This window comes from Phenylobacterium sp. (assembly GCF_030651755.1).
Lineage (GTDB): Bacteria > Pseudomonadota > Alphaproteobacteria > Caulobacterales > Caulobacteraceae > Phenylobacterium.
Genome location: NZ_JAUSBZ010000161.1, coordinates 1 through 17,803, shown reverse-complemented (window position 1 = coordinate 17,803; position 17,803 = coordinate 1). Strand labels below are relative to the sequence as shown.

Sequence of the window (17,803 nt, the reverse complement as noted above, 5' to 3'; positions counted from 1 at the left end):
TAAGGTTTCCCATGAGCAAGACCTCCAGAGACGACGAATCCTATGACGAGGCCCTGCCCCGTCTGCAACTGGCCCTGGTCAAGATGCAGCAACGCGCCCTGGCTGAAGGGGAAAAGGTGCTGGTCATATTCGAGGGCCGGGACGCCGCGGGCAAGGACGGGACCATCCGTCGGGTCACTGAGCACATGTCGGTCCGCGCCACCCGGGTCGTAGCCCTGTCCAAGCCCTCCGACATCGAGCGCACCCAGTGGTACTTCCAGCGCTATGTCAGCCACCTGCCGGCTGGCGGCCAGTTCGTGATCTTCAACCGCTCCTGGTACAACCGGGCCGGGGTCGAGAAGGTCATGGCTTTCTCCACCCCCGCCGAGCAGGAGGACTTCCTGCGAGAGGCCCCACTGTTCGAAGAGATGCTGGTCGGTTCGGGAATCCGACTGGTCAAATTCTGGATGGACGTCTCCAAGTCGGAACAGGCCGAACGTCTGGCCGAGCGGGAAAATGATCCGCTGAAAGTCATGAAGACCAGTCCGTTGGACGCCTTCGCCCAGCCCAAGTGGGACGACTATTCCGCCGCCCGCGACGAGATGCTCCGGCGCACCGACACCGCCCTCGCCCCCTGGGTCTGCGTCAAGGCCGATCAGAAAAAGGCCGCGCGGCTCAATGTTATCCGCCACCTCGTAAACACTCTGGCCCCACCGGCCGTCGCCAAGGATGTCGAAGCGCCGGATCCGGACGTGCTGTTTCGATTCGAGATTGCCGCGACAACGGACGGACGACTGTGTGACTGATCCATTTTGTTGGATATTCTGCTGAAGACACGGCTAGATTGATCGGAAAGTCCGTCGGCGTGGAGCCTCGCTTTCGTGTCATCATCAAGTGGGAGCACGCCCGAGCCCGTAGGGTCCGGCCACACTGTTGATCGGATCGATTTCCTGCGGGCTGGTGGCGAGACCGGCGCCCTGATCGCGGAGATGGACTGGACCGACAGTCCAATTGGCCCCGTCCGTGACTGGCCTCAGACCCTGTTGAGCGCCCTGGGCATGCTCCTGCACTCGCCGACCCCGATCGTCATGCTGTGGGGGCCGAAGGGCGTCATGCTCTACAATGACGCCTATTCGGTATTTGCGGGCGGCCGCCATCCCAGGCTGCTGGGCAGCAATGTGCTGGAGGGGTGGCCTGAAGTGGCCGACTTCAACCGCCATGTGATGCAGGTCGGCCTGGCGGGAGGCTCCCTGTCCTACAAGAATCAGGAGCTGGTGCTCTACCGAAACGGCCTGCCCGAGTCCGTGGTGATGAACCTGGACTACTCGCCCGTGTTCGACGAGGCCGGTCGTCCCGCCGGTGTGATTGCGTTTGTCCTGGAAGTCACCGAGCAGGTGCGCGCTGAGGCCGCCCTCAAGGCCGAGCGCGATCGCGCGCACAGTGTCCTGGCGGGTATGACCGATGGCTTCCTGCTGCTGGCGCACGATTTCACCATTCTCGAAATCAACGCCGAAGGCGTTCGGGTCGATGGTCGCCCCCGGGAGACTTTCATCGGCCAGAACCACTGGGACGTCTGGCCAGACACCTTCGATATGTCGATCGGCCACATCTATCGCCAGGCGATGACTGAACGCACGGCCTTCGCCATTGAGAACCGCTACGAATTCCCCGATGGACGGATCACCTGGCTCGACGTGCGCGGCAATCCCGTCGAGGAGGGCCTGGCCATCTTCTTCCGCGACATCACTGAGCGGAAGCTGGCCGAGGATCACCTGCGCCTGATGGTCCACGAGCTGAATCACCGGGTGAAAAACTCCCTGGCGACTGTGCAGGCGATCGCCACCCAGACCCTGCGAAGCGGCGGCGTGCCCCATGAGGTTCGCGAGGCGCTGACCTCGCGGCTGCTCGCCCTCGCCAGGGCGCATGACGTCCTGACCGATACGAAATGGGCCGGCGCCGAGCTGGAGGAGATCGCCGCCCAGGCCGCCGAGCCCTATGGCGCTGATCGGTTTAAAATCGAGGGCCCAAGGGTGACCCTGCCCCCACGGACCGCCATCGCCATGGCCCTGGCCTTCCATGAACTCGCCACCAATGCGGCCAAGTACGGACCCTTAAGCAACGACACAGGGCAGGTTCATCTGGGCTGGCGCCTGGATACCGACCATAGTCCGCTAAAACTGCACCTCGTCTGGCGCGAAACCGGCGGGCCGCCGGTCAGCCCACCCAAGCGTAAAGGCTTCGGCTCGCGCCTCATCCAACAGGGTCTGGCCGCGGAATTTGTCGGCGAAGTGCGGATGGAGTTTCTCTCCTCAGGCCTGGTCTGCGAGGTCGAGGCGGCAGTCCCCTCCGCCAAGCCCGAGGATTGGGCCGACTGGCGTGATCGCTGAGTCAGAGACCATCGTGCCTGGGCCTCCCGGCCAGGCGCCACTAGATTCCTGAGTTGGTGCGCCTTGCCCCCCAGACCAGGCTCCATTTTCCCCGAACGCGCGCTCGAACGGCTCAGCGCGGCCCAGGCGCGCCGCATCGCCCTGGCGGCTCAGGGGTTTGGGCGAAGTCGCCCGGCTAAGCCGGTCCGCCGCCACCTGATTGAGACCATGGACCGCCTGGGGGTGGTCCAGATCGACTCGGTGAATGTGGTCTCGCGCACCCACTATCTGCCCTTCTTCTCCCGGCTGGGCGCCTATCCTCGCGACGCCCTGGAGAGCCTGGCCTGGGGGCGGCGCCCCTGGTTTTTTGAGTACTGGGCCCACGAGGCTTCGCTCCTGCCCCTGGCGACCCAACCCTTGCTGCGCTGGCGGATGGAAGACGCCCGCGAGGGCGTCGGCGTCTGGAAGGGCGTGGCCCGGTTTCTGCGCGAACACCCCGCCCTGATGGACCGGGCCATTGAGGCCATCGCCGCCCGCGGCCCCCTCTCAGCCTCGGAGCTGGAGCTCGGCGTCAAAGGGGCAGGGGGCTGGTGGGGCTGGAGCGAGGCCAAGCGGGCGGCCGAATGCCTGTTCTGGACCGGCCGCCTGACCACGGCCACCCGGCGGGCGACCTTCGAGCGGGTCTATGGCCTGCCCCAGGAGGTCCTGCCGGCCGACATTCATGGGGCGCCGACCCCGTCCCGCGACACCGCTCAACGGGAACTGCTGCGCATCGCCGCGCGGGCGCAGGGCGTGGCCACCGAGCGGGACCTGCGCGACTATTTCCGCATGTCGCCGGGCGAAACCCGCAGCCAGATCGCAAGCCTTGTGGAGGGCGGTGAGCTTGTTCCCGTGCAGGTGCAGGGATGGAGTCAGATCGCCTATCTCGACCCCAAGGCCCGCAAGCCCCGGAAGATCACCACTGCCGCGCTCCTGTCGCCCTTCGACAATCTGATCTGGTTTCGCGAACGCACGGAGCGGTTGTTTGGCGTGCGGATAAGGCTGGAAATCTACACGCCGGCCGAAAAGCGCACCCATGGCTATTACGTCCTGCCCTTTCTGGAGGACGAGGCGATCACCGCTCGTGTGGACCTGAAAGCCGACCGCAAGGCCGGCGTCCTGCGCGTCATGGCCGCCCATGCCGAGCCGGACGCCACGCTTGCGACACCGGACCGGCTGGCGGCCGAGCTCCGCCGCATGGCGGGTTGGCTGGGTCTGGGCGAGGTGACGGCTGAGCCCCGCGGCGACCTTGCGCCGGCCCTGGACGCCGCCCTCAGGGGTTGAGGGACTTCGGCCGCATGACCAGCCAGGGCGTCGGGCCAAGCCGCCATTCCCAGACCGCCAGCAACTGATCCAGGTGGTTTGACGCCATCAGCCAGTCTGGCAGGGGCAGGGTCCGGCCGCCCAGCGGAAGTTCGGTGACATGGTGAGTCGCTGCGAACCGTTCGGCGAGACGGGCCGCCACCCCGGGCCGATAGACTTCATGCGCCTCGACGATGATGTGCATGTGGGCCAGCGCCGGGCTGATATCCGGGCGAAGCAGGTCGTCCTCGGCGCCTTCGACATCCATCAGCACGAGCCGGCCAGGGCCGGCGAAGGCCTCGAAGTCCTCGGGCTTCACCGTTTCGCCGATCGTCACCCGGTCGCTGACGCCGTTCAGCTCCGCCATCTGGGCGCAGGCGGCCCTGGCCTCTGGCGAAGTGTCGAAGGCGTGGATTTTTGCCCCCGGAGCCAGGAGCGCCATGCCGACGGCGTAGTAGCCCTCAGCGCAACCCACATCGATCACGCAGTCCAGGCCCTCGGCGACCAGGGCCAGGAGATAGGGATGAAGCTCCGCCTCATAGGTCCCGAGCAGCCGGGGCGCCAGGGCGCCCTCGGTCGCGCCCTGCACATAGGCCATACCTGCGAACGGACCCTGCAGCACCTTGCGCCCATGCCGCGCCACGAAGGCGTCGACGATCAGCGAGGCGCGCCAGAGCGCCAGGACGCGCAGGGCAAGGTTGAGCTCCTTGGGTTCAGCCAGGGGCGGTCCGCGATCCAGCCGCTCCCGCAACCACCGCACGACATTTTCGGCATAGTTCAATGGTCGCCCCGATCAGCCAGAGCCCGCTTCGAGCTGGGTTGACCCTCGCCTATTCGTCACTCTTCGTCACGCCCAACCTAGCCGACTCCCTCTGTGACCGCATGCAGCCGGGCATAGGCGCCGCCCTTGGCCACCAGTTCGGCGTGGCGCCCCTCCTCCACCACCCGGCCGCCCTCAAAGACCAGGATCCGGTCGGCGCCGCGGATGGTCGACAGCCGGTGGGCGATGACGATGGTCGTGCGCCCGGCCATCAGCTCCTCCATGGCGGACTGCACGTCCCGCTCGGTCTCCACGTCCAGGGACGAGGTGGCCTCGTCCAGGACCAGGATCGGCGCATCGGCCAGGAAGGCCCGCGCCAGGGCCACCCGCTGGCGCTCGCCGCCGGACAGCTTCACCCCGCGCTCGCCCACCAGGGTCTCGTAGCCCTTGGGCAGGCGCATGATGAAGTCATGCGCCCGGGCGCGTCGCGCGGCCGCGGCCACCTCCTCCGGACGGGCGTCGGGCCGCGCATAGGCGATGTTCTCGGCGATCGTGCGGTGGAAGAGGGCCGGGTCCTGGGGCACCAGCGCGATGGACCGCCGAAGCGAGGCCTGGCTCACCTTGGAGATGTCCTGGCCATCGATCAGGATGCGGCCCGACTGCACGTCGTAGAGCCGCTGCAGCAGCTTGACGAAGGTCGACTTGCCCGCCCCCGTCGCGCCCACCAGGGCGACCTTTTCGCCTGGCGCCACGATCAGGGTGAAATTCTCATAAAGCGGCCCGGCGGCGGCCTTGTAGCCAAAGGTCACCCGGTCGAAGGCGATCTCCCCCCGCTCGCCGCGGAAGATGGCGGCGTCGGGGGCGTCGGCCACCTCGGGCTCGGTGACGGCGTAGCGGGCCACATCCTCCACGTCGTCGAGGCCCTTCTGCATCATGCGGATATTCTCGCCCACATTTCGCAGATAGCCGCTCATCAACATGAAGGCGGTGATGGCGAAGACCACGTCGCCGGCTGTGGCCGCCCCTTGCGCCCACAGCCGCAGCAGCAGGCCGGTCAGCCCCGCCTGCAGGCCCACCAGCAGCAGGTTGTGCCACAGCCAGACATTGATGAACCGGGTCCAGGTGATCAGGGTCAGACGCCGCCACAGGCTGGTGACCCCGCCGATGCGGGCTTCTTCGCGGGCCTCGGCGCCGAAGGCCTTCACCGTCGGGTTGGAACCGATGGAGTCCGAGAGCGCCCCGCCGATCCGTGAGTCCAGGGCTACGGACTTCAGGTTGGCTGGCCGCACATAGACCGTGGTCAGCCAGAGGTTGGAGACCAGATAGAGGATCACCACCGCCAGGGAGAAGATCCCCACCATCGGCCAGCGGGCGATCATCATCACCGACAGGCCGATCAGCACGATCAGCGCCGGACCCAGCCACAGGATCACCGCGTCCGACACCATGTCATAGCCCCACATGCCGCGGCTGAGCCGCCGCACTGTGGACCCTGCAAAGGTGTTGGCGTGCCAGTCAGAGGAATAGGACTGGACCCGCTGGAAGCCTTCGTCGGTCATGTCCTTCATGTTGGCCGCGGCCATCGGATTCCAGAACCGGAAGGCGATGTTGCGCACCACGGTGAAGGCGAAGAAGACCCCGATGAAGATCGCCCAGGCCCGCCAGGCGAGGTCGGCCTGGTCGGGGCCGGCGGCCACGATGTCCATCAGCCGGCCCGCCGCCCAGGGCAGGGCGAGGTCGAAGCCGATGGCCACCAGGGTCAGGACGACCGAGGTCCAGAACAGGACCGGCCGCCGCAGCCAGAAGGCGCCGATGAATCCCAGGACCTGGCGGTTGGAGAGGGTCCGCTCGGCCAGGTCGTCGGTGTCGTCATAGTGTTCAGTCATGGTCTTCTCGATCTGGCGGTCATTCGGCGGCTTCGGAGACGGCGTGCAGGCGGGCATAGGCGCCGCCGCGGGCGAGCAGCTCTCCGTGGCGGCCCTCCTCGATGATGCGGCCCCGGTCAAAGACCAGGATGCGGTCGGCGCTGCGGATCGTCGACAGCCGGTGGGCGATGACGATGGTGGTGCGGCCGGACATCAGCTCCTCGGTGGCGGCCTGGACCTGACGCTCGGTCTCCACGTCCAGGGACGAGGTGGCCTCGTCCAGAACCAGGATCGGGGCGTCGGCCAGGAAGGCGCGGGCGATGGCCACCCGCTGCCGCTCGCCGCCCGACAGCTTGACGCCGCGCTCGCCCACCAGGGTTTCGTACCCCTGCGGCAGGCGGGCGATGAAGTCGTGGGCCCTCGCCCGGCGGGCGGCCAGGACCACCTCATCGGGGCTGGCGTCCGGCCGCGCATAGGCGATGTTCTCGCCGATGCTGCGGTGGAACAGCGACGGATCCTGCGGCACCACGGCGATGGCCCGGCGCAGGGACCCTTGCGTCACATGGGCGATGTCCTGCCCATCGATCAGGATCCGGCCGCCGTCCAGGTCGTGCAGCCGCTGTAGCAGCTTGACGAAGGTCGACTTCCCCGAGCCCGTGGGGCCGACCAGGGCGATCCGTTCGCCGGGCGCGATGGCCAGGCTGAAATCCTGATAGAGCCGCTCCCCCTGGCCGGCATAACCGAAGCTCACCCGGTCGAAGGTCACAGCGCCCTCCAGACCCTGGAAGGGCGGCGCGCCGGGCTTGTCGGCCAGCTGCGGATCGGTGCGCATGTAGACGGCCACGTCCAGCAGGTCGTCGAGGCCCTTCTGCAGCATGCGGGTGATCTCGCTGAAATTCCGCATATAGCCGGCCATCAGCATGAAGGAGGTGATAGCGAAGGCGACGTCGCCCGCGGTGGCCTCCCCTTGCGTCCAGGCCCACAGGATCAGTCCCGTCAGCCCCCCCTGCAGGATGACCAGCAGAACGTTCTGCCCCAGGCCCACCAGGTTGAACCGGTTCCAGGTGCGGATCACCGCGATCCGCCATTGGGCCACCGTGCCGGCGAACCGCTGGCCTTCCCGGGCCTCCGCCCCGAAGGCCTTGACCGTCGGGTTGGCGCCGATGGCGTCGGCGAGCGAGGCGCCGATCTGGGAGTCCAGGGCGTTGGACACGAGATTGACCGGTCGGACGTAATAGGTGGCCGCCAGCACGTTGTAGATCGCGAAAATGATCACGACGGTAGCGGTGAACAGCCCCGCCAACGGCCAGCGCACGGTCATCGAGACCGCCAGCCCCCCAAGCACGATCAGGGTCGGCATGAGCATCAGCAGCAGGGCGTCTGAGGCGCTGTCATAGCCCCACATGGCCCGGGAGACCTTGCGCACCGTGGCGCCGGCATAGTTGGAGCCATGCCAGTCGGCCGAGAAGGACTGCACCCGCTCGAAGCCCTGGGTGACGATCCGCTCCATGATCCGGGCGTAGAAGCCGTTCAGGATGCGGAAGCCCGTGGTGCGGACGCCGTAATAGACCACATAGAGGCCGGTCAGGAACGCCCAGGCGGTCCAGGCGGCCTCTGTCAGGCGCTCAGGCGAGGACACGGCGTCCACCAGGGCGCCGGCCGCCCAGGGGATGGACAGGTCACAGGCCGTGCCCACCAGAAACAGGGAGGCGGCGGTGAAGAAGCGCGGCTTGTCCACCATCCATTGGCGCCACATGAAGCCGATCACGGCCATGTTGCCCAAGGGGCGGGGTCGGGTGACGCCTTCGTCTTCGTCGAAGATTTCGCTGGTCATCGGAGAGGCCAAACATCTGGGCCGCGGGTCATAAGACCGGCGGAAAGGGCGCAGGACCGCAGGCGCGCGAACGGGGCGCGGCAAGGGGCGGAATGCGGAGAGGGCCGGGAGCAGACGTCCCGGCGGGTGCGGACGAACACGGGGAAATTCCTGAGGGTCGGGAGCCTGGAGAGGCGCCGGCCCGGGAAGATCCGCTCGAGCGGGGCTCTGAGCTAGGTTCGGGTCGCGGCGACGCAGCGGTGGGGGTTCGGTGCAAGATGCATTGTCATGCGAACCCTCCTGTCTGGTCGCGGGTGGTGGACGGCCGAAAGCTAGGCGGGGCGGGAATCGCAGTCAACCGCGCGTTGAACATCGGTTTGCCAACCGCTTTCACTGAGGCGCCGAAGACACGATCTGGTAGGAGGAGGGGCATGATCGCCCCCTTGCCTGATGCGGCCCCCGCCAACTGGGTGGACCGCCACGCGCCGCCCGCCCTGCGCCCATGGCTCAAGCTTGGCCGTTTTGACCGACCCACGGGAATCTGGCTGCTGATGCTGCCCGGCTGGCAGGGAATCGCCCTGGCCGGCGCCATGGAGGGGGAGCTGCCTGACTGGCGCTGGCTGATCGCCTTCCTCGTCGGCGCGGCCCTGATGCGGGCGGCCGGCTGCGCCTATAACGACATCGTCGACCGGGATTTCGACGCCAAGGTCTCGCGCACCGCCGGACGTCCCATCCCATCGGGCCAGATCACCGTGCGGCAGGCCTGGGCCTTCGTTATCGGCTGCTGCCTCATCTCGCTGGCCATCCTGCTCGCCATGCCGCCCTTCGCCATCGCGCTCGGCGTCGGCTCCCTGGCCCTGGTGGCGGCCTATCCGTTCATGAAGCGGGTCACCTGGTGGCCGCAGGCCTGGCTTGGCCTGACCTTCAACTGGGGCGCGCTGCTGGGCTTCGCCGCGGTCACCGGCGGCCTGCAGTGGCCCGCCCTGCTGCTCTACGCCGCCGGCATCTTCTGGACGTTGGGCTATGACACCATCTACGCGATCCAGGACCTTGAGGACGACGCGCTGGCCGGGGTGAAGTCCTCGGTTCGGCGGCTGGGCGAGGCGACGCCCAAGGCGGTGCTCGGCTTCTATGTCATCGCCTTCGTGCTCGCCCTGGCCGCGGCCTGGGTCGGGGGGCTTGGGCCCCTCTTCCTGCCGCCTGTGGCTCTGTTTGGCCTGCATCTGTCGCGCCAGGCGGCCCAGGTGCGGCTGGAGGATCCCGCCGGCGCCCTGGCCCTGTTCAAGTCCAACAGCCTCGCCGGGCTGGCCCTCTTCCTGGCGCTCATGGCCGGCGCCTGGGGTGGTCCGCAGGGCCTGTTCTGAGGGGCGATGACCTGACAGGTCATTGAGGGGGGTCTGAAGCTCGGCCAGGATGGGGCGGCCCCAACCGCCACCGTCTGGAGACCGCATGGCTGTCACCGCCCTACGCCCCGTCGGCGAATTTCCAGCCATGCTCTCGCGCCTGCGCCAGCAGCGCGGCCTCTCGCAGCTGGGCCTGGCATTGTCGGCCGAGGTGTCCCAACGCCACATTTCCTTCCTGGAAACGGGCCGCACGCGCCCCTCACGGGAGATGGTCGGTCGTCTGGCCCAGGCGCTGGACCTGGCTCTTCAGGATGTGAACGCCCTGCTCCTGGCCGCCGGCTTCGCCCCGGCCCATGGCGAGAGCGCTTTCACCGACGAGGGGGCGGCCATGGTGCGACGGGTGACCCAGTTGGCGCTGGCCGCGCACGAACCGTTTCCCGCCTTCGCCGTCGACCGCGCCTGGCGGCCGCTGGCGGCCAATGGACCGGGCCAAACCCTGTTCGGCGCCTTGATCGGCGAGGACGGGCTCAATCCCCAGGTCAGCCTGATCCGTGCCGCCTGCGAAAGTCAGACCTTCCGCGCCGCCGTCGCCAACTGGGCGCAGTTGATCGTCCACTTCCAGGCCCTCGCCGAGGCCGAGGCCTGGCGCGCGCCGCCAGGGCCAATGCGCGCCGAGCTGGACGCGACGATTGCGGCGCTGAAGTCCGCCGCCCCGGAGGCCGAGCGCGTCCACGCCGCCCCCGCCGCCGCCCTGATCCTGCAGATCCGTGCGGCCGGCTTGCGGCTGGACCTCGTCTCCACGGTGGCGCGGTTCGGCGCCCCGGCCGATACGGCGGCCGATGACCTGCGGATCGAGTTCTTCTACCCCGCCGACGCCGCCAGCGAGCAGGTCCTGCGGCGCCTGGCCGCCGGGGCGGAGAACGCCTGACGCAGCGTCATTCTACCGGGGCGTCAAAAACCATGGCAAACTGCGCTCATGGCCGTCGCCCCGCGTATAGATCCCAAGAGCCTGTTCAGCGCCCAGGAATGGGCGAGCCTGTCCAATCGTTCGAGCTGGAAGGGCCTGGCCTTGATCGCCCACGCCTGGGGCGTAATCCTGGCCGCAGGCGCCATGGCCGTGATCTGGCCCCTGACCCTGCCGCTGGCCATCATGATCATCGGCGGCCGGCAGCTGGGCCTGGCCGTCCTGATGCACGACGCCGCCCACGGGGCCCTGCACAGGAACCTCAAGATCAATGACTGGGCCGGTGACTGGCTGACCGGCGGCGGCCTGCATCGCTACCGCCCCTATCACCTGACCCACCACAAGTTCGTCCAGCAGGCGGAGGACCCCGACCTCGTCCTCTCGGCCCCCTTCCCGATCACGCCCGTCTCCCTGCGCCGCAAGATCGTCCGCGACCTGACGGGCCAGACCTGGTTCAAACAGCGCTTCGGTCTTGTGCGCAGCCAGCTGGCCGCCCGTAAGGCCGGTGAGCCCCTCGGGCCGATCCTCAAGGCCGAGATCGTGCGCAAGCGCCGCCTGTTGATCGGCGCGGCTGTGACCATCGCGCTCACCGCCCCGTTCGGCCTGTGGTGGGCCTGGTTCGTCCTGTGGCTCCTGCCCCAGGCCACCTGGATGCAGATGATCACCCGCCTGCGCAACATCGCCGAGCACGCCTGTGTGGCCAGGGACGAGCGCGACCCCTTCCGCTGCGCCCGCACCACCTATGCCGGCCCGGTGGAGCGCGCCCTGATCGCGCCCTACTGGGTGAACTATCACTGCGAGCACCACATCTTCATGCACCTGCCCTGCTACAACCTGCCCCGGGCCCACCGCCTGTTGCTGGCCAAGGGGCTGGGGCCGCAGATGGAGATCCGCGGCGGCTATCTGGAGGTGCTGCGCATGGCCGCCTCCAAGCGGCCGCCGGCGACGCTGGAGCCGGCCTGATCATTCTCCTTGCCTGGACGGCTGTTCTTCGTCACTCGCCATGGACGCAAGGTGCAGGAGAGCGGCGTGATCGAGCAGACCCCCGAGGGCCGCCGCGCCTTCATCCTGGCCAATACCCGCCAGCAGGCGCCGCCGCACACCCCCGAACTCGTCCTGCATCTGGCTGACGAGATCACGCCGATCTGGAAGATGACCGAAGAGGCGCTGGAGGAGATCGGCCTGCCGCCGCCCTTCTGGGCCTTCGCCTGGGCCGGCGGTCAGGCCCTGGCCCGCTACATCCTCGACAATCCCGACATCGTGGCCGGAAAGTCGGTGATCGACTTCGCCTCGGGCTCAGGCATCGTCGCCATCGCCGCAGCCAGGGCTGGCGCAGCCCATGTGCTAGCCGCCGACATCGACGCCTATTGCGGCGCGGCTCTGGCCCTGAACGCGCCCGCCAACGGCGTGGCCTGCGACTTCACCAGCGGCGATCTGCTGGACGCCCCGCCGCCGGCAGCCGACGTGATCCTGGCCGGCGATATCTGTTACGAAAAGCCCCTGGCCGCCCGGGTCATGGCCTGGCTGGGAGAGGCCAAGGCCGCCGGCGCCAAGGTCCTGATCGGCGACCCCGGCCGCAGCTACTTCCCCCGCGAAGGCCTGGTCAAACTCGCCGAATACCAGGTCGCAACGACGCGAGAGCTCGAGGACCAGGAGGTCAAGAAGACGGCGGTGTGGAGCTTGCCGGGCTAGACGTCTCCTCCTAGAACAGAGGGGGAACTGGAGGGGCGTCATGAGGTTGGGATTGCGGCTGGCCTGGGCTTCTGTGCTGCTGGGCGCCATTTGGGTTGGCGACGTCATTGCAGCGCCCTTGCCGCTGCCGCCCTCCATCGTGCCTGCGCCAATCGAAAACGCTGGCGGCGCGCGCCTGTTAAAACTCGACCGGTTGGTTTTTCGCCTGCGCGATGGGCAAGTCTGGGGCACGAGCGGAACTTGGCTCTTCTGCGACGTGGCGCCTAGATCGCTCTACTGGAAAGCGGAAGAGCAGGATTGGGACCTGTCTCGATTCTCGGCCATCCTAAACGAGGAGGCCGCGCGCCTGGGTCTTCCCATAGAGGGCGACAACCTTTTCGAGGCCTCACGGCCTGCGGATAGCCTTCTGCTCGGAGCCGCCGTCGATAATGTCGAGACGCGTCTTTGCGTTTTGGAACCAGCCGACCGAGCCTATAGCTTCCGAGGCGAGATGATCCTGGCCATCGAGTGGCAGATTTACGACCCGCTGCAGCGCCGACTGGTTTCCCGCGTCAAAACGCGGGCCGGGTTCAGACTCCACCTAGGGTACGAGGACGGAATCGACAGGTTGCTGCATGGCGCGTTTCGCGAGAATGCCCTTGCCTTGCTGGCAGATGACGATTTCCGTCAGCAGGTCCTCACGGATCCCGGAACGCCGCATTCAGTCGCTCAGCAATGGCCGCCGTTACGGCTTACCGCGTCCGGCGTGCAGCCGAGGCCCCCTGCCGCCGCCGCCCAGTCGGCGGTCTCGGTCCTCTCTGACGCCGGCCATGGCAGCGGGTTCCTGGTGTCCTCGAACGGCGAAATTCTGACGAACGCCCACGTCGTCGGGCGCTCAAAATACGTGAAGGTTCGCTGGACCGACGGGACCGAGGCCCTGGGCGAGGTCGTCCGCAGCGATCCTCGTCGTGACGTGGCGCTGATCAAGATCGCCCCGCCCGAAGGCCGCGCGCCCCTACGCCTGGAACAGAGCCCGCCACAAGCAGGAGAAGACGTCTATGCGGTCGGCACGCCGCTGGATGAGGCGTTTGAGGGGACGATCACGCGGGGCATTGTCTCGGCCACCCGCGTAACGGACGGCCTTAGGTTCATTCAGAGCGACGTGACAGTGAACCCCGGCAATAGCGGCGGCCCGCTGGTGAACAGCCGCGGCCAGGTGATCGCCATCACCGTGGCGAGCTTCCAGCCGGGCCGCACGCCCACCGGCATCAACCTTTTCATTCCGATCGCCGACGCCCTGTCGGCGCTAAATATCCAGGTCCGGGACTAGCCTTGGCGACGGCTGTCGCGCCTATAGTGACGCCGCAGTTACATCTGATCTGGAGCCCGCCCATGCGTCGCCGCACCTTCCTGGCCGCCCTGCCCGCCGCCTTGCCCGGTGCGCTCTTCGCCAGCGGGGCGGCTGGGCAGAGCCGGGAGGCGACGCCCAACCGCAACCGGCCCGACGTAGGCCCGGGCGACCGGATCGACGGGGCGACCTTCGCCAGCCGCAGCGCGGCCTGGGGGACCCACGGGGCGGCGGCCACGGCGCATCCTCTGGCGACCCTGGCGGCCATCGACATTCTGCGGGCCGGGGGCTCGGCGGTGGACGCCGCCATCGCCGCCAATGCGGTGCTGGGCTATGCCGAGCCCATCGCCTGTGGCATCGGCGGCGACTGTTTCGTCATGCTGTGGGATCCGAAGACCAAGCAGGTCGTGGGCCTGAACGGCTCGGGTCGCAGCCCCCGGGGCCTGTCCCTGGAGACGGTGCGCACCCGCGCCAAGAACGGCCTGATCCCCTCGCACGGCGCCATCTCGGTCAGCGTGCCCGGAACGGTGGACGCCTGGTCGGCCCTGCACGGGCGCTACGGCAAGCTGCCCTGGAAGGATCTGTTTGCGCCGGCCATCGCCCACGCCAGCGAGGGCGCGGCCATCAGCCAGAACGTCGCCTACTACCTGCAGCGCAGCTACGCCAACTTCACCGGCGGGACGCTCGGGATCGAGGAGGTCGACAACTTCAAATCCGTCTGGGCGCCGGAGGGGCGCACGCCCCGCGAAGGCGAGATCTTCAAGAACCCGGCGCTGGCCCGCACCTACAGCCTGATCGCCGAGGGGGGCCGCGAGGCCTTCTACGAGGGCGAGATCGCCGAAACCATTGAGCGCTATTTCCAGCGGATCGGCGGCTGGATGACCAAGGCGGACCTCGCCGCCCACCGGGCGGAATGGACCAAGGCCTATTCCAGCAATTATCGCGGGGTGGACGTCTACAGTCTCGGCCCCAACAGCCAGGGCCTGGCGACCCTGCAGCAGCTCAACATCATGGAGCGGTTCGATCTCCGCGGCATGGGCTTCCAGTCGGCGGCCGCCATCCACCATGGGGTCGAGGCCAAGCGGCTGGCCTTCGAGGACCGCGCCCGCTACTACGCCGATCCGTCCTTCTATGACGCGCCGGCTGACTGGCTGATCTCCAAGGATTACGCCGCCGAACGCGCCCGTCTGATCCGCCCGGATTCGATCCTGCCGACGGTCTATGCCGGCCAGGCGCCGACCCGGGGCGACACCACCTATTTCACCACCGCCGACAAGGACGGGATGATGGTTTCGATCATCCAGTCCAACTATCGCGGCATGGGGTCTGGCCTGGCGCCCGACGGCCTGGGCTTCATGCTGCAGAACCGCGGCGAGATGTTCGCCCTGACCGACGGCCACCCCAATGTCTATGCGCCAGCCAAGCGGCCCTTCCAGACCATCATCCCGGGCTTTGCGGTGAAGGACGGGGCGCCGTGGCTGTCCTTCGGCGTCATGGGCGGCGATATGCAGCCCCAGGGCCAGGCCCAGATCATCTCCAACATGGTCGACTTCGACCTCTCGCTGCAGGAGGCCGGCGACAGCCCCCGCTGGCGTCACGGCGGCGGCTCTGAGCCCACCGGCGAGGTCACGCCGGGAACCGGTCTGCTGCATCTGGAAAGCGGCGTGCCGGCCGCCACCCGCAAGGCCCTGGTCGATCTGGGCTGGAAGATTGGCGAGAGCGACGGCAGCTTCGGCGGCTACCAGGCCATCGAGCGCTGGCCCGGTCGCTATGCTGCTGCCACCGAGATGCGCAAGGACGGGGTGGCATTGGCCTACTGAGCAGGGAGGTCCCCATGACCGAAGCCGAGGCGCGCGCCATCATCCTGGCCTTCCCCGGCGCAGAGGACGGGACGTCCTACGGCTATCCGTCGTTCAAGGTGCGTGGCAAGTTCTTCACTCGCCTGCGGGCTGAGGATGCGAGCCTGGTCCTGAGCGATGTCGGCTTCGATGAGCGCGAGATGCTGATGGCGGCGGAACCCGCCACCTTTCACCTGACGGCGCACTATCAGACCTATCCGACCGTGCTCGCCCGGATCGAGACCCTCGATCCGGGTTCGCTGCACAGTCTGTTGGCGCGCCGCTGGCGCAAGCTGGCCACCAAGGCGATGGTCAAGGCCTATGACGCGGCGCAGACGCCCTAACGGGCGGCGTACTGCCGGTTCATGCCGACGGCGATCCGGGCCTCAGCCAGGGTCTCCTGATAACAGTCAGACCGGGTCACCGTCTGTTTGAGCATCCGCACGCTGCCTTCGTGGCCGCCACAGGCGGTGAAGGCGGCCCGCTCCACCCGGCGTTCCAGACGCTTGGCGTCATCGGCGTTGGCCGGGTTGAGATTGGCGACAATGACGGTGGCGGACCCCGTCTTGGCCGGTTCGGCCAGGGCCGGAGTCGCAAGAACCGCCGCGGCGAGCGCGGCGGACACAAGCTTGAACATGGTCGTCTCCCTAATGACTGACCCACGGCGACGACTCTGACGGCCGCCCGGATTCCGTTGGGTCACTTCAGGAAGATGGCGAGCAAATGGGGCCAGGGGAAGGCCCGGGCTCTCTGCCCCTGGGCGCGCAGCGCCGGAAAAGAAGGGACACGAAGGACACAAAGGGTCGCAAAGAGCACAAAGGAGAAAGCGGCGACATCTTCGTGTCCTTGGCTTCCCCTTTGTGTCCTTCGTGTCCCCTCTTTCGGACGCCTTCGGCGCGCCTGAAGCCTCAGAACTCGTCTTCGATCGCCGAACGGAACTGCTCAAAAATCTCGGCGGCCTTCTGGTTATTGTAGGGCTCGGGCTCGTCCTCGGCCGCCGGCTCAGGGGCAGCCCCTCCGTGCAGTCGAGCGGCCACCGCGCCGCCCTGGACGAGGATCAGTTCTTCGCCCTCGGCAAGGCCGGACAACAGCTGGGCGATCTTGGGGGGCAGGTCATCGAGGTCAAGGCGCTTCATGGGCGCGAAATCTAGCGGCAAGCCCGCCCGGCGCAAAGGGTGACACCGGGCCTGCGCCGCCCTAAGTCCTGGGCCTGAGAACACCCAGGAGGGCTCATGGCCTATCGGTCGCTGCGGGAATTCATCGCCAAGCTGGAAGCCGCCGGCGAGCTGGTGCGGGTGACCGAGCCGGTCTCCACCGTCCTGGAGATGACCGAGATCCACCGTCGCCTGCTGCGCCAGGGCGGCCCGGCGGTCCTGTTTGAGAACGTCATCCGCGCCGATGGTGAGCGCTCGCCCATGCCCTGCCTGGTCAACCTGTTTGGCACGGTCAAGCGGGTGGCCATGGGCGTCACGCTGGAGGGGCGCGAGCGGACAACGGCGGCCGACCTGCGCGAGGTGGGCGAGCTGCTGGCCTTCCTGCGGGCGCCTGAGCCGCCCAGGGGGTTGAAGGACGCCCTGGACATGCTGCCCCTGGCCAAGACCGTGATGGCCATGCGGCCGGCCACGGTGAAGAAGGCGCCGGTGCAGGAGATCGTCTGGACCGGCGACCAGATCGACCTGACGAAGCTGCCCATCCAGACCTGTTGGCCAGGCGAGCCCGCCCCCCTGATCACCTGGCCGCTGGTGGTGACCAAGGGGCCGTCTGCCGAGCGGGAGGACGACTACAATCTCGGCATCTACCGCATGCAGGTGCTGGGCAAGGACCGCACCATCATGCGCTGGCTGGCCCACCGGGGCGGGGCCCAGCATCACCGGCGCTGGAAGGCGGCGGGCAAGCCCACCGCCCTGCCCGCCTGCGCGGTCCTGGGCGCCGATCCCGGCACCATACTGGCTGCGGTGACGCCGGTGCCTGAGACCCTGTCGGAATACCAGTTCGCCGGCCTGATGCGCGGCGCCAAGGCCGAGCTGGTGGCCGCCAAGACCGTGCCGCTGATGGTGCCCGCCGAGGCCGAGATCGTCATCGAGGGCCATGTCCTGCTGGACGAGTACGCCGACGAAGGCCCCTATGGCGACCACACCGGCTACTACAATTCGGTGGAGAAGTTCCCGGTCTTCCAGGTCAGCGCCATCACCATGCGCCGCGACCCGATCTATCTGACCACCTTCACCGGCCGCCCGCCAGATGAGCCCAGCGTGCTGGGCGAGGCTCTGAACGAGGTCTTCATCCCCCTGCTGCGCCAGCAGTTCCCGGAGATTGTCGACTTCTGGCTGCCGCCGGAGGGATGTTCCTATCGGATCGCCGTGGTCTCCATGAAGAAGGCCTATCCCGGCCACGCCAAGCGCGTGATGATGGGCGTCTGGAGCTATCTGCGGCAGTTCATGTACACCCAGTGGGTGATCGTCGTGGACGACGACATCGACGCCCGCGACTGGAAGGATGTCATGTGGGCGCTGTC

General features: G+C 67.8%; 16 protein-coding genes. 11 read left to right on the top strand and 5 right to left on the bottom strand.

Translation table 11 applies throughout. The features are described 5' to 3' along the window. Positions 1-11: 11 nt before the first annotated feature. From ppk2 to Q7V15_RS15870, 3 genes are all read left to right on the top strand, one after another. The gene (gene ppk2, locus Q7V15_RS15880) at positions 12-785 is read left to right on the top strand and encodes a polyphosphate kinase 2 (RefSeq protein WP_304756804.1); all 774 of its coding nucleotides are present in this window, start codon (positions 12-14) and stop codon (positions 783-785) included. 75 nt (positions 786-860) lie between these two features. Next, the gene (locus Q7V15_RS15875; protein WP_304756803.1) at positions 861-2,366 is read left to right on the top strand and encodes a sensor histidine kinase; all 1,506 of its coding nucleotides are present in this window, start codon (positions 861-863) and stop codon (positions 2,364-2,366) included. Between the two features lie 63 nt (positions 2,367-2,429). After that, complete coding sequence (locus Q7V15_RS15870; protein WP_304756801.1) at positions 2,430-3,668, top strand: winged helix-turn-helix domain-containing protein; 1,239 nt, start codon at positions 2,430-2,432, stop codon at positions 3,666-3,668. Here Q7V15_RS15870 and Q7V15_RS15865 read toward each other — a convergent pair. The 3 genes from Q7V15_RS15865 to Q7V15_RS15855 form a co-directional block, all read right to left on the bottom strand. Beyond that, positions 3,658-4,467 carry a hypothetical protein gene (locus Q7V15_RS15865; protein WP_304756799.1) on the bottom strand — a complete coding sequence of 270 codons (810 nt, stop codon included), beginning with the start codon at positions 4,465-4,467 and terminating at the stop codon, positions 3,658-3,660. The two genes, Q7V15_RS15870 and Q7V15_RS15865, sit on opposite strands and share 11 nt — an antisense overlap. A 77-nt stretch (positions 4,468-4,544) precedes the next feature. After that, positions 4,545-6,332, bottom strand: coding sequence for an ABC transporter ATP-binding protein (locus tag Q7V15_RS15860; protein WP_304756798.1), 1,788 nt, complete (start codon positions 6,330-6,332; stop codon positions 4,545-4,547). Positions 6,333-6,351: 19 nt separating this feature from the next. Further along, complete coding sequence (locus Q7V15_RS15855; RefSeq protein WP_304756797.1) at positions 6,352-8,145, bottom strand: ABC transporter ATP-binding protein; 1,794 nt, start codon at positions 8,143-8,145, stop codon at positions 6,352-6,354. A 410-nt stretch (positions 8,146-8,555) separates the two neighbouring features. On the opposite strand from Q7V15_RS15855, the gene ubiA reads away from it, so the two are divergent. From ubiA to Q7V15_RS15820, 7 genes are all read left to right on the top strand, one after another. After that, positions 8,556-9,488 (top strand): 4-hydroxybenzoate octaprenyltransferase, encoded by a 933-nt coding sequence (gene ubiA / locus Q7V15_RS15850; RefSeq protein WP_304756795.1) that lies wholly within the window; start codon positions 8,556-8,558, stop codon positions 9,486-9,488. An 85-nt stretch (positions 9,489-9,573) separates the two neighbouring features. After that, positions 9,574-10,395, top strand: a complete 822-nt coding sequence (locus tag Q7V15_RS15845; RefSeq protein ID WP_304756793.1) for a helix-turn-helix domain-containing protein — start codon at positions 9,574-9,576, stop codon at positions 10,393-10,395. Between the two features lie 48 nt (positions 10,396-10,443). Next, positions 10,444-11,394, top strand: coding sequence for a fatty acid desaturase family protein (locus Q7V15_RS15840; protein ID WP_304756791.1), 951 nt, complete (start codon positions 10,444-10,446; stop codon positions 11,392-11,394). A gap of 66 nt (positions 11,395-11,460) precedes the next feature. Next, positions 11,461-12,123 (top strand): methyltransferase, encoded by a 663-nt coding sequence (locus Q7V15_RS15835; protein WP_304756789.1) that lies wholly within the window; start codon positions 11,461-11,463, stop codon positions 12,121-12,123. A 40-nt stretch (positions 12,124-12,163) separates the two neighbouring features. Next, on the top strand, positions 12,164-13,432 hold the full coding sequence (locus tag Q7V15_RS15830) for a S1C family serine protease (protein ID WP_304756786.1): 1,269 nt from the start codon (positions 12,164-12,166) through the stop codon (positions 13,430-13,432). Positions 13,433-13,494: 62 nt separating this feature from the next. Then, a complete protein-coding gene (ggt, locus tag Q7V15_RS15825; RefSeq protein ID WP_304756783.1) occupies positions 13,495-15,270 on the top strand; it encodes a gamma-glutamyltransferase in 1,776 nt (591 codons plus the stop codon). Between the two features lie 14 nt (positions 15,271-15,284). Then, positions 15,285-15,632, top strand: a complete 348-nt coding sequence (locus Q7V15_RS15820) for an MmcQ/YjbR family DNA-binding protein (RefSeq protein ID WP_304756782.1) — start codon at positions 15,285-15,287, stop codon at positions 15,630-15,632. Here Q7V15_RS15820 and Q7V15_RS15815 read toward each other — a convergent pair. Beyond that, the gene (locus Q7V15_RS15815) at positions 15,629-15,925 is read right to left on the bottom strand and encodes a UrcA family protein (protein WP_304756779.1); all 297 of its coding nucleotides are present in this window, start codon (positions 15,923-15,925) and stop codon (positions 15,629-15,631) included. The genes Q7V15_RS15820 and Q7V15_RS15815 overlap by 4 nt on opposite strands. Positions 15,926-16,196: 271 nt before the next feature. Next, entirely contained in the window at positions 16,197-16,424 is a 228-nt protein-coding gene (locus Q7V15_RS15810; RefSeq protein WP_304756778.1) for a hypothetical protein, read from the bottom strand. A 96-nt stretch (positions 16,425-16,520) separates the two neighbouring features. On the opposite strand from Q7V15_RS15810, the gene Q7V15_RS15805 reads away from it, so the two are divergent. Next, a partial coding sequence (locus tag Q7V15_RS15805; protein WP_304756777.1) for a UbiD family decarboxylase occupies positions 16,521-17,803 on the top strand: 1,283 nt, incomplete at its 3' end.